Source organism: Nostoc sp. JL23 (genome assembly GCF_017115065.1).
Lineage (GTDB): Bacteria > Cyanobacteriota > Cyanobacteriia > Cyanobacteriales > Nostocaceae > Nostoc > Nostoc punctiforme_A.
Genome location: NZ_JABXKN010000135.1, coordinates 15,062 through 27,475 on the forward strand (window position 1 = coordinate 15,062; position 12,414 = coordinate 27,475).

A 12,414-nucleotide genomic window follows, 5' to 3' on the forward strand; every position below is an offset into this window, starting at 1 on the left:
AGGAAATTATGATGATTGGGGATTGGGACAAGGCAAAATTGTAAGGGGAAAAACAAATAACTTCTCTTTAACCTTTCTTAGTCACGCCAGTTCGCTCAACGGGAGAAACCCTCCGAAGTTGCTCCACTTGGTGAGGAAGTTCAAGTCTTGGCGGTTCCCGTCGAGTTGAAACTTCCGAACCCGAAGGGGCAAAGACGACGCTTGCTACAACGGAGGGAACCTCCGCAACGCAGTGTCTCCCAAAGACCGCACTTCTCTTTGCACGCGACTGGCTCCCCAATACCCAGTCTCCTCAATAATCGGTTCACAACAGCGGATGCCCGTATCCGTCTCAACCGTCTTTATCCACAAATAGCAAATTGACAGACCACTAGCTCACTCTGTACTTGGATCGTGCCTTGATGAGCTTGTACGATCGCCTGTGCAATGGCTAATCCTAGTCCAGCCCCTCCAGTATGACGCACCGTAGTTCGGTGCGATTGTCATGGTCGTGGTCTTCGCTCACTACCCAAAAATATCCCCCATAGGGGAAGAACGTCGCTAAAGACACGACTGGGTGCACGATACAGTCAGTTAATTTACAGCCTTTAGTTTTAGTCAGTAATCTGCCAGGATAAAGTAAAGAGTTTTCTGTAGGCAAGGCTTACTGAGTGTCCAGATTCCAACCCAGAGCAGCGGCGATCGCCTGATGCAACGTGAGCGGTTCAAACGGTTTGGCAATCGTTCCTTTAACCCCTCGTGCTTCATATTGCTGGGGTTTGGGCAATTCAGCCTGTGCGGTCAAAAACACCACTGGTATAGACTGCGTTTCCGGTTTAGCCCACAGTGCGTCCAGAAACATATAGCCATCCATGTCTGGCATCATAATGTCCAGCACGATCCCATCCGGTTGTTCAGCGATCGCCTTGAGTAGTCCTTCTTCTCCCGATGCGGCGATAATGACTGTCCATTGGGTTAATTTTTCCAGGCAGGTTTGCACCACCCGTTGTAAATCGGGTTCGTCGTCAATTAACAAGATGCGCTTTGATGCAGAGATTGCCGTCATCGTCTGTAACTGGACTATGTGTGATTTGAACGATAATTTGACCAAACGGTCACGAAATACTTCACTCTGTACTACTGTAACTTAAATAATAAAGTGGCCGAAATTAAAGCATAAAGTGGTTCTTGTCAGCTTTTGGTGATCAATAGTGGGCTGATTTAGGCATCTATGCTGAGGGCAGAGGGCAGAAGGAAGAAAGAAGAAAATTACAGAAAGCCCTGTGGTATAAGGGTTACAGAATCTCTATATCACAATAAAAGTCTTCAGGTTGGATCTGGATCTTTGTCACAAGTTCTACGACGACAGGCAAAATCTTAAAACCCTTCTGCCCTCTGTCTCCTGCCTTCTGCCTTAAAGCGCGTAACCTTTCATCATCACCAAAAGTTGCCAAGAACCCATAAAGTGACCGCAAAGCAGAACTGAGTAGGGAAGAGTGTTTAAGAGATTTGAATGCGATCGCCGCAGATTGTGTTCAACGGAAAAATAAGCATTCCAGCTTGATTAGGGCGGCCACTTTATCCTTTAAAAACGGCCATCTTATCCTTTAAGTGACAACTTTTGCTCACGCTATGGTTCAAAATTTGGTCATGCAGGGGGTAAAATCACACTATGCCATGTCTCTCGGAATAAAAGACCCTAAGTCATTGAAGACTAACAATCTATGAAAGATCAATAATTTAAGGAAATTCTGAGGAAATTCTGAGCGATTAGCATCACCACCCCAATTGCTCAATAATCTGATCGGCAAGCAGCAAGACACTGAAAGGCTTCAGGATAATTCCGGCAATGTCAGCGGGGTTGAAGTCTAGCGAATCCTCAGACGGATTGGTTGCAGTGAACAAGATGACCGGAATTGCCTGCGTCGCCAGATTGTTTTTCAAAGTTTGCAGCAGAGTTAGTCCATTTCCATCCAACGTTAAATCAAGCAAAATCACGTCGGGCTGCTTACCTTCTGCCTGTGTCAGTCCTGCCTGTATAGAGTCAGCGGTAAGGATTTCCCAACCCTTGAGTCGTTCAAGCGTGACCTTGACGATGCGGCACAGGTCAGGTTCATCATCAATCAAAAGAATGCGTCGATTGGCATCGGAAGAAGACATAACATTTAGAAATATTCCCTACACGTAGAAATACTCCCTTTTTGTAATAATATGTCTTTTGGACACAGTTTGTATTGGAAACAATCCCAAGCTGCTGGCGTACTGAAGCTCTAAATCCCAACCTAGAGTAGCAGCGCCCAATGCAACGTCAGTGGGTCAAATGGTTTGGCAATGACCCCGCTCACTCTCCGGGCTTCTGGTATGAACGCTACGGAGTTGGCAGCGTGAAGTAAAAGGTACTGCCCTGTCCTAATTTGCTCTCTGCCCAGATGCGCCCACCGTGCTGTTGCACAATCAGCCGACAGATCGACAGCCCCAAGCCCGTACCGCCCTTTTGGCGAGAATCAGACGCATCGACCTGCTGAAACCGTCCAAAGATGGTGTCTAGCTTCTCGGTTGGGATGCCCCGTCCCTGATCTATCACCCTAAAGAAAACCTGTTGAGGTTGGGGTTCCGCAGCCACAGAGATGATAGTGCCAGCAAGAGAGAATTTAACGGCATTGTTGATTAAATTCACTAACACTTGGATCAACCAGTCGAAGTCTGCCCAAACCTGAATCTCTGAAACGGATGACTGTAGGGTAATCTGCTTCGCCTCTGCCAAAGCTCGCACGTTCGAGAACGCTTGTTGCACCAACACCGTTGGATCGCACCACTGTCGTTTTAGGTCTACCTGCCCTGATTCCAGTCGGTTCAGTGCCAGAATGTCATTGACCAGGCGCACCAGTCGCTCAATGTTGTTGTTAGCAATGCCCAGCATCTCTTTCGCCGCTGCGGGGTCGTTGTCGAGAATACCTTCTGCGATGAGTCCCAGGGCACCGCGAATGGAGGAGAGGGGGGTACGAATTTCGTGGCTGATAATGGAAATGAATTCGCGCTTCATCCGCTCCAACTCGCGCTGCTTGGTGACATCGCGCACCATCATTAGTCCGCCGTTGGGGGTATCGGCGCCATCGTGGAGGGGCGAATAGCGGGCTTCGATCCATTGGCGTTGCCCGGTCGCAGGGTGGGTAAAGTGAAAATCAAAATCTTCAGCGCTTTCATCCCGTCCGGGATGAAAGCGCTGCAATGTTTTAGCGTCTAGCAAGGCAGAAAACACATCTGTGCCGCAGGTGCCCACGACAGCTTCTTGCGGGAGTCCGGTAAGTTGCTCCATTGCAGGATTCCAAAGTGTGCAACAGCCGTGGGTATCAAAAGCAACGATGCCATCGACGCTGCTGTTGATCAGGTGGAGCGATCGCTCTTGTTCCTGCCGCAGGGCAGTTTGCAGGCGCACGATGGGAGTAATGTCGCGCCCTTCTGCAAGCAGCCAGGTGACATGATCCGCGTCGTCGCCGTAGATCGGTTTGAGGGAAAAATCGAAGGTGTGGAGTTCGCCAGTGGAGGCGGGAACAATCACGTCCTGGCGGAAAAACTGCCCGGTGGCAGCCTCAGCCACTGCCGTTTGGATAAACGCCTGAAGTTCGGCAGTTGCCTGCCAGGAGGGAAATTCCCACAGCGGTTTGCCAATCACAGACTCCCATTTAACCTGAGCAAAGGTGAGCGGATTCTGATTCACTTCGATCATCTGTCCATCGGGGGTGAGCAAGCCGAGAAACTGATACATTTGGTCAAACACGGCTCGGAATTTGGTATCACTTCGTTGGAGGGCAAGTTCAGTGCCTTTGCGATCGGTGATATTGGTAAACAGGATGGCAAAGGTTTGGCTTTCCTGCCCACCGACGCGAAAGGCGCAAACATCGAACCAACGATTCATCACGTCCGAATGGTTCACAAAGCGCACCGTTTCACCTGTTAAAACCACGTTGCCATAAGTCTCAAACCAATATTCTTCAAGATTTGGCACCAGTTCACGCACTGTTTTGCCCGTCGCATTCTGAAGCCCGGATTGTTGCTCAAACATCGGATTGATTTCTAAAAAGCGGTAATCCACTGGCTTGCTGTTTGCGTCAAACTGCATTTCGCACAGGCAAAAGCCTTCGTCAATGGACTCAAATAGACTGCGATATCGTTCTTCGCTGGCGCGTAATTCAATTTCCGCCCGTTTCCGCTGGGTGAATTCGACCCCTTCTCCTTCCACAATGATCTCGACGACCTGATCCGTGTCATCCTTCAGCCCGGTGATGGCATAGGTGGCATACTGTAAATCCCCGTCCGCCGTGTGATAGTCTACTTCCCCGGTAATGGGACCGCCGCCGCTAGCAACCTCGGCAATGCCCTGCCGCCAGCGTTCCTGCATCAGTGGGAGTTGATTGAACCACGATGCCTCCCAGAATGGACGCCCGACCACTTGCTCACGTAGAACGCCGGTTCCCCTTAAGCAGGTGTTGTTGGGTTCGATGACCCTGCCGTCGGGGCTGAGAATTGCCATGAACTGAAACTGTTGATTGAAGACCGCCTTGAAGCGCCGTCCGCTCTCCTGTAGTGCCTCCATTGCCTGTTTGCGTTCGGCTTCGACGCGCTTGCGATCGCTGATGTCACGGGCCCACCCGGTCACTAATTCCACACTGCCGTCAGCGATGACCGGACTGAAGATGTATTCATAGTAGCCGCTGACGCCAAGCGGGCTAGTGTAGGGGACTTCGCCAGTAGCAGCTTGCTGCGTGTCGAAAACCTGCTGGATTTGCGCCTCCAAAAGCTCAACTAAATCGGGCGGGTAGTCCAGTTCGGACAGGGTTTTCCCGACAGCTTCATCCCGCGTGATTCCCCATAATCTTTCTAGACTCAGATTCACATATCTGAATCGCTTGCCCTTGTCAAAGGTGAAGATATTGTCGGTGAGGGCTGAAAGCGTCGTCTCGAACAGGCGCGATTGTCGTTCGAGCTGTTCGGCGGATTCGCGTAAGGCTGCTGCTGTTTGTTTGCGAACGACTTCGACGCGCTTCGCTTCGGTGATGTCCTGCAACAGCGCCACGAAATAATCAACTGAACCATCCTCACGACGCACGCATTTCACTGAAATAGTGCTATCAATCACTCTGCCGTCTTTACAAATCCACCGTTTGTCTAACGAATAGGCGTCAATTTCCCCCGCTACGACCCGATTGAACTGAGCCACATCGGCAGCGAGATCATCTGGATGGGTGATCTCTGCCCAGTTCATTTGCAACAATTCATGCCGTTCGTACCCCAATATCTGGCAGATATCATCGTTGACCTCCAGAGAGCCTTTGGTCGGCGAGGTGATCGCCATGCCGATCAGTCCGAGTTCAAAGTAACTGCAGAAGCGTTCTTCGCTCTCGCGGAGGGTGGCTTCAGTCGGTCTGCAATCCTGATCTGCTCGTCGTCCCAAGAGATAGACTGCTACCAACAGGGCAAAGCTGATGCCATAGGCGCTGCCCATCAGCCAGGTGAGATGGAAATAGGCAGCAATGCCTGTGAGGAGGATGAGGGCGATCGCCAATCCTAACCCTACGTTGATCAGCCGCTGTTGTATATGGAATTGAATCATGGCGTTTTCCGTCGGGTGAAGGAAACTGTAGGGTGGGCACTGCCTCCAGGATGGCATTGACGGACAGTTTTACTCTCATTCAGAACTTGTGTGGACATGGTAGCTCCGTGAATGGGAATCCGAGAGTCGTCCCAATCGCTTCAATATTCGCTGAATTAAATCAGCTTCGACGATCGGCTTCAAGACATAATCATCCGCCCCTACTGCCAGTGCCCGATGCAGGGTATCGGCATCAGAATGAGCGGACAGGAACAACACGGGTAGCTGACTCCAGCGCGGATCATTACGCACCACCTGACACAATTCAATCCCACTGAATCCCGGCATCGAGACATCCAGCAATAGCAAGTCGGGAGTCGTGGCTTCCAGGAACTGCCAGAACTGGCTGGGGTCTGCCAGCGTCGTCACCTGAAAGCCCCAGGGTTGCAGGTTAGCTTGCAGCAGGCTCAATAAGTCCAGATCGTCATCCACAATCAGCAGTTTGGCAGTCATGGTGTCAATCCGGTTGAGCAGTTGGGCGATCACTTGAAACACTTCAGCGGGCGTGGCAGGCTTTTGCAGAAAGGCGTTGGCTCCCAGACGAGTGGCTTCCACGCGTATCGTCAAATCGCCCTGTCCAGTCAGCATCAGCACTGGCAGGGTGGGAAACTGGCGCTTCAGTTGTGCCAGCAGGGTCAAGCCCGTTTCAGTCGTGTTGGGAAAGGTGAGATCGAGCGCGATCGCAGCGGGTGTGAAATGCTGAAGCCGTTGGCGGGCAGTGGTGAGGTCAGTGGCGGTTTCCAGGTGAATCCCCCAGTGTGGAGCATCTGACTGCATTCGTTCAATCAAGTCGGTGTCATCGTCGATCAGCAAGACCTGAAGGGTGTGGGGTGTAGGGGTGTAGGTGGGCGATTGCTGGATGGCTCGCCGGAGTTGCTGAAGCAATGATTCTAGCTGAGCTGCTGCTTCAGATTGAACCAGAGCCGTTGGCTTTCTCAGGGCGTGTTCGATCTGACGAGCAATCTCTGCCGCCTGTGGCAAACCAAATCCTCCCAAAGAGCCGATTAGTCGATGGGCGACGGTATGGGCGTGCTGCCGCTGATCGGAGGCGAGGGTGTAAGTGGAAAGGTGGGAAATTGCTTCTTCCAGCACTGCCAATTGCCCCTGCAACCGCTCCTGAAATTCCAGCCACATCTGCTGAATCGCTGCTACTGCTTCCGCTTCTGCCTCGGTGGGAGATAAGGGAGGTAAGAGCGGTGAGGAAGGTGAGGAAGATGACGGGGGTGAGGAAGGTGAGGAAGGTGAGGAAGATGTTGCTTCCTGATCTCCCCCATTTTCCCTATCTCCCCCATCCCCCTCATCCTCCTCCGGCACCGATCGCAGCCGATATCCCAATCCGTATAGTGTTTCGATCGGATCGGGATTCAACCCTGCCTTCTGGAGTTTTCGCCGCAATCCACGAATTTGAGTGGTCACCGCTTCTTCACCTGGGTATTCGTCAATTGACCAGACGCGATCAAGCAGCGTCCGGCGGTCAAAAATCCGGCGCGGGTGTCGCAAAAATAGCTCCAGCAGTTTGTATTCTTTGGGTGTGAGATGCAGGGGTTTGCCTTGACACGTCACATCACAATGGTTGGGGTCAAGCTGCAAACTGCCCCAGCAAAAAACTTCGGTTAATGCCGTGCTGCTCCTTCGCAACAACGCCCGAATCCGGGCAAGCAGTTCCGATCGCTCGTAGGGTTTGGTCACATAGTCATCCGCCCCTGCCTCAAAGCCCGCGACTCGATCTTCTAGATCATCCTTTGCGGTCAGTAACAAAATGGGCACCTGCTGATTGTGCGATCGCAATTGGCGACAGAGACTAATGCCATCTACTCTCGGCAGCATCACATCCAGCACAATCAGGTCATACTCAGTCGCCTCAGCCAGCGCCAAAGCTGCTCGTCCCTCAATCGCTGTATCGACCGTAAACTGCTGCGCTACCAGGGAAGCCGTCAGGGCAGCAGCCGTATCTCGATCATCTTCAACGATCAGGAGCTTCATACGATCCCTCCTTCAGGCAATAGAATCTAGTATTACAGAAGTGACCCGAAGCCGCTTACGTTCCGTTGTAATTAGTTACTTTTTATTGCCTTCCTCGCAAAAAACTTAAAAAATTAAGTCACATGGCACTCCTCGATCACTTTCGACCGCCCTTGAGCACTAGACGGCACTGGCATAGCTTTCACAATGCGTGGTCAACCTATCTTTCAGACAGCTTGAACCAGTCGCTTCCAGAAGGCTATTTTGCCGAGCCAAACGCCCAATTCGGCATCGAAATCGATATTGCGGCGTTCAGTGAGCGGATTCCAGTCAATCCATCACACCCAAATGGAGAATTGCCTGAATGGATTCCCCAAGCGCCTACAGCAACCCTGCCGTTCCAAATCTGTGTTAGACAACGCATTCCTGAATACCCGTAATGGAGCGACTTGAAACACAATTTCCTCAGAAAGCCCTTAGATTTCGCCTCTAGGGTGTCAATCATCACTGAGGATACTTCTATGACATTACCTTCATTATTAAGCCAACAAGATGATTTCGAGCAGTTAAAATCTGCGACTCCAATTGATTTTGGCTCTCTCTTCATCTGGAAGGTCGTTTCAATTGCATTGCAAAACCAACCAGATAGGTTGCTTGAAACCACCGATGAAAAACATCTCCTGAACAACACAACAAAATATAAACGTCATGATTCAGTCGTTTTCTAGACTGCCTCAATCAGACTGCAACTTTGCTTTGAACGGTGCGTTCATTGATGTTGCTCAAGAAGTTGCTGGGCTACTTCAGCAATCTCAACCCTTTCATTCTGAGGGCATCATCAACCATTCTGCTAAGACGATCGCCATTCGAGCGATCGAGCCAGAGTACAAGCAAATCATTAACGTTGAGCCGTTAACTGAACGGGAGCGAGAGGTGTTGCAACTGATTATTGACGGTCTCAACAACCTGGCGATCGCCCAGAAGCTTTACATCACTACGGGTACGGTGAAAAGTCATGTTCGCAATATTTTGAAGAAACTCTGCGTTCATGACCGCACTCAGGCAGCAATTCGAGCACTGCGTGCGGGTCTTGTCCACTAACAAACAAGAATGAATTAAAAATTAAAAATTAAAAGTGGCTGCCAGCCTGGGGTTCCCATTTTTAATTTTGCATTGTCTGAAATCAGGATAAACAAATCATGTCAAGCAATCGTGGAGTGGTTTATTTGGGTTCTGGGAAGGTCGAGGTGCAAACTATCGACTTTCCCAAACTCGTTGATCCGCGCGGCAACAAATGCAATCACGGCGTCATTCTCAAGATTGTTTCCACCAATATTTGTGGCAGCGACCAGCATATGGTAAGAGGACGTACTACAGCGCCAATCGGCATAGTGCTGGGTCATGAGATCACGGGTGAGGTGATCGAATGTGGGAGCGATGTTCAATTTATTCAGCAAGGGGATCTGGTTTCTGTGCCATTTAACGTGGCGTGTGGACGCTGCCGCAACTGCGAAGAACGTCATACCGATGTGTGCCTGAACGTGAACCCGGATCGCCCCGGTGGTGCCTATGGATACGTTGATATGGGCGGATGGATTGGCGGTCAAGCAGAGTATGTCATGGTTCCCTACGCCGATTTCAATCTCCTGAAATTCCCAAACAAGGCTCAAGCAATGGAAAAGATCCCGGATCTGACCTGCCTGACTGACATCTTGCCCACGGGTTATCACGGTTGTGTGACCGCAGGAGTCACAAGTGGCTCAACGGTATACATTGCTGGTGCAGGTCCGGTTGGTCTGGCAGCCGCCGCATCAGCACAACTATTGGGCGCGGCTGTCGTGATTGTTGGAGCAGGCAACCCAGATCGCTTAGCTCATGCTAGAAGTATCGGCTGTGAAACGGTTGATATCTCCAAAGATGCCTTGATCGCCGAACAAATCGAACAAATTCTCGGTGTGCCGGAGGTCGATTGTGCAGTCGATTGCGTCGGCTTTGAGGCGCACGGGCACGGCAAAGACTACGACCCGAAGAAAGGTGTACCCGCGATCGTATTAAACACCATGATGGAAGTCACTCGCGCTGGCGGAGCGGTGGGTATTCCTGGATTGTACGTAACCGAAGATCCGGGAGCAGAGGACGAGGCAGCGAAGCTCGGTAATCTGACCATGCGCTTCGGGTTGGGTTGGGCAAAGAGCCTTTCGTTCTACACAGGTCAAACCCCTGTCAAAAAATACAACCGTGGCTTGATGATGGCAATTCTCAACGACAAGATCCAGATCGCTAAGGCTGTCAACGTTCAGGTGATTCCCCTAGACGAGGCTCCCCAGGGCTACCAAGCGTTTGACAAAGGAGCCGCCAAAAAATTTGTGATTGACCCCCACGGCAGCTTGAAGTAAGCCGCTTGGAGCAAGGGAGGAATCTTGCTATGGATGCTCTCAATGGTTTCCGGGTTCTAGTCGTCGAGAATGACGAAGATAATCTGATGTTACTGTCGTTTGTTCTGATGGAGGCGGGAATGGAGGTGATCAGAGCCTGCTTAGCCTGTGAGGCATTCACGTTATTGGCAGCCAAACCAGATCTGCTGATCAGTGAGGTTCGGTTGCCTGAGGAAGATGGCATCTCCTTAATTTGCAGGATACGGAAATTATGTCCAACGCAGGGAGGACACATTCCGGCAATTGCACTCAGTACCGATGTTGCTCAAGAAACTCAACATCAGGCGTTAGCAGCAGGATATCAAGCATTTATCACCAAACCCTTTGATATAGATGAGTTGCTATGGATGGTGGCTGGCGTTAAAGCCGATAGGCAATGCCTGTAATTTTGAACTTGTTGTTTTGAAATCATTAACTGAATTGAGGAGAAGTAGATTTTAAGGCATGGACGGCGCTGGCGATTGGGTATTTGGGAGATCCAACTCAGTTGCCGGAGTCGCTTAGAGAGCGAGATCTGACACCGAGACAGCGTAAGCCGCAGCGGGAGTTTGTGTTTGGCGGCAAGTGGGGAAAGGTGTCGTCAATTGTATCGTGATCAAGAACGAGGATTTCAATCATGGCATTAGAGCATCACCCGATCGCGTTTCCTAAACTCGACGATGAACAGATCGCGGCATTGGGCAAATTCGCCAAACTTAAAGCATTTCAGGCAGGCGAGACACTGTTTGCGGAAGGCACACCGGATTACCAATTCTTCGTGATCAAGCGTGGCGAAGTTGCGATCGTCGATCGTTCCTCTGGTCACGACCAGATCGTCACAATCCACGAGCCGGGGGAGTTTACGGGGGATGTGGATATTTTGACAGGTAGACCGGCTGTTGTTAGGGCGATCGCCCACTCCAACTGTGAGGTGTATGAGATTGCAGCAGACGATCTACGACGGATTTTGAATGAAATGCCACGACTGAGTGATGTCTTACTCCGGGCATTTCTGATGCGCCGTCAGTTGCTTGAGGAATCCGGCTTCGTAGCCGTCAGGGTAGTCGGTTCACGCTATTCCCCTGAAACTCATCGAATTCGCGAGTTTCTGGCGAAAAATAAGGTTCCCTTTACCTGGATCGATCTGGAAAACGATCCTCAAGTTGACACACTGCTGACACAGTTCAGGATCAGTGAAGATGAAACCCCAGTTGTGATTTGCGGCAACGATAAGCTACTGAAAAATCCTTCGATGGCTGAGTTGGCTGACTGCCTCGGCATTAAAAAACCGATCGAACACACCATCTATGATTTGGTAGTCGTGGGGGCGGGTCCGGCGGGGTTGGCGGCAGCGATTTACGGCGCATCGGAGGGCTTGAAAACCCTCGTATTGGACAAAATGGGTCCGGGTGGGCAGGCGGGCACCAGTTCCAAAATCGAGAATTACATGGGCTTTCCAACGGGTCTTTCCGGCAGCGATCTGGCAAATCGAGCCGTGATCCAGGCTGAGAAATTTGGGGCTATATTAACGGCACCAGCGGAAGTAGTTCAACTGAGCCGTGAAACTGGGTACTACGCGCTGCGACTAGAGAGCGGCGAAGAAATCTCTGCTAAATGCATTCTAATCTGCGCGGGTGCGTCCTATCGCAAGCTTGCCGTTGAGGGCTGCGATCGCTTTGAAGGCTCCGGCGTTTATTACGCAGCGACAGCCGTGGAAGCTCTGCTGTGCCGGGGTGCCCAGGTGGTCGTCGTGGGTGGCGGCAATTCTGCGGGTCAGGCGGCAGTTTTCCTCTCCGAACAGACTCGAAAAGTCTTTTTGCTAATTCGGGGCGGTGATCTGAGAAAAACCATGTCTCATTACCTGGTGCAGCGGATTGAGCAAACGCCCAACATCGAAGTGCAATGCTACACCGAAATCTGCAAAATCTACGGCAACAAGTGGCTCGAAGCCGTTGAGGTGTTTTGCAGTCAAACCGGACAAGCTGACACGATTAAATGTTTGGCAGTCTTTGTCTTTATCGGTGCTGTGCCGCATACGAAATGGTTGCCAGATGCCATTCAGTGCGATCGCAACGGGTTTGTCAAGACAGGTCTGCGAGTGATGGAGTCAGGTGAGTGGACGCTGCGTCGCCAACCCTTTCTGCTGGAGACCAGTCTTCCCGGCATTTTTGCAGCGGGAGACGTGCGGCTGGGTTCCATCAAGCGGGTGGCTTCTGCCGTCGGAGAAGGGGCAATGGCAGTGCAGTTCGTTCATGAGTACCTGGCTTCTAGCTAAATGGGACAATCATAAAGCCTAAACTGAGGCTATGGGACATCAGATAGTGGCGATCACCAAAAGAGCCTTTTAGAACGCAATCGCCAAGATGCAGCCAAGTAAGGAACATACCCTTCGTGAATTCACCATAATTT

Annotated in this window: 9 protein-coding genes and 2 pseudogenes; 6 read left to right on the forward strand and 5 right to left on the reverse strand. The window is 51.1% G+C overall.

Annotation, left to right across the window (positions count from 1 at the left end):
- Positions 1-341 precede the first annotated feature (341 nt).
- The 5 genes and pseudogenes from HWQ42_RS35660 to HWQ42_RS28750 all read right to left on the reverse strand — a co-directional run.
- Positions 342-461, reverse strand: a pseudogene (locus HWQ42_RS35660) (ATP-binding protein); the annotation flags it as partial.
- A 182-nt stretch (positions 462-643) separates the two neighbouring features.
- On the reverse strand, positions 644-1,045 hold the full coding sequence (locus tag HWQ42_RS28735) for a response regulator (protein ID WP_292817902.1): 402 nt from the start codon (positions 1,043-1,045) through the stop codon (positions 644-646).
- Positions 1,046-1,755: 710 nt separating this feature from the next.
- Positions 1,756-2,139, reverse strand: a complete 384-nt coding sequence (locus HWQ42_RS28740) for a response regulator (protein WP_292739929.1) — start codon at positions 2,137-2,139, stop codon at positions 1,756-1,758.
- Positions 2,140-2,347: 208 nt separating this feature from the next.
- Positions 2,348-5,590 carry a PAS domain S-box protein gene (locus HWQ42_RS28745; protein ID WP_292817904.1) on the reverse strand — a complete coding sequence of 1,081 codons (3,243 nt, stop codon included), beginning with the start codon at positions 5,588-5,590 and terminating at the stop codon, positions 2,348-2,350.
- Between the two features lie 75 nt (positions 5,591-5,665).
- Entirely contained in the window at positions 5,666-7,612 is a 1,947-nt protein-coding gene (locus HWQ42_RS28750; protein ID WP_292817906.1) for a response regulator, read from the reverse strand.
- A gap of 215 nt (positions 7,613-7,827) precedes the next feature.
- Between HWQ42_RS28750 and HWQ42_RS28755 the strand changes: the two genes are divergently transcribed.
- The 6 genes and pseudogenes from HWQ42_RS28755 to HWQ42_RS28780 all read left to right on the forward strand — a co-directional run bounded on the left by HWQ42_RS28755 (position 7,828) and on the right by HWQ42_RS28780 (position 12,280).
- Entirely contained in the window at positions 7,828-8,031 is a 204-nt protein-coding gene (locus HWQ42_RS28755) for a hypothetical protein (RefSeq protein ID WP_292817908.1), read from the forward strand.
- Between the two features lie 81 nt (positions 8,032-8,112).
- Positions 8,113-8,319, forward strand: coding sequence for a hypothetical protein (locus HWQ42_RS28760; protein WP_292817910.1), 207 nt, complete (start codon positions 8,113-8,115; stop codon positions 8,317-8,319).
- Between the two features lie 124 nt (positions 8,320-8,443).
- Positions 8,444-8,692 (forward strand): annotated as a pseudogene (locus HWQ42_RS28765) (LuxR C-terminal-related transcriptional regulator); the annotation flags it as partial.
- A 98-nt stretch (positions 8,693-8,790) separates the two neighbouring features.
- A complete protein-coding gene (gene fdhA / locus HWQ42_RS28770) occupies positions 8,791-9,987 on the forward strand; it encodes a formaldehyde dehydrogenase, glutathione-independent (protein WP_292817912.1) in 1,197 nt (398 codons plus the stop codon).
- Positions 9,988-10,016: 29 nt separating this feature from the next.
- Entirely contained in the window at positions 10,017-10,412 is a 396-nt protein-coding gene (locus HWQ42_RS28775) for a response regulator (RefSeq protein WP_292817914.1), read from the forward strand.
- 230 nt (positions 10,413-10,642) lie between these two features.
- Entirely contained in the window at positions 10,643-12,280 is a 1,638-nt protein-coding gene (locus tag HWQ42_RS28780; protein ID WP_292817916.1) for a cyclic nucleotide-binding domain-containing thioredoxin-disulfide reductase, read from the forward strand.
- Positions 12,281-12,414: the final 134 nt, after the last annotated feature.